General features: G+C 70.3%; 1 protein-coding gene. It reads left to right on the plus strand.

The window, feature by feature from the left end; translation table 11 throughout:
• Positions 1-290 (plus strand): hypothetical protein (locus tag CBX98_RS26465; RefSeq protein WP_242446626.1); only part of this gene is annotated, 290 nt, incomplete at both ends.

Consider the following 290-nt stretch of genomic DNA (forward strand, 5'->3'; position numbering starts at 1 on the left):
TCGCGCTAGGCGTGGACAAGCGTGGCCAGGCCGATGGGATCCGCGCTTTTGCCCTGCACCCGGGCGCGATCATTACCGACCTGGTACGGCACATGAGCCAGGACGACCTCCGCGCACGCGGCGCCATCGACGAGGAAGGCCGCCCGGTGGTCGACCTCGCGCGCGGCTTCAAGAGCGTGCCGCAAGGCGCCGCGACCAGCGTCTGGTGTGCCACGAGCCCACAGCTCGACGGCATGGGCGGCGTGTACTGCGAGGACGTGGAGGTCTCACCCGTCCTGCTCGAGGCCGAC

It is taken from the genome of Vibrio sp. T9 (genome assembly GCF_003123985.1).
Lineage (GTDB): Bacteria > Pseudomonadota > Gammaproteobacteria > Enterobacterales > Vibrionaceae > Vibrio > Vibrio diabolicus.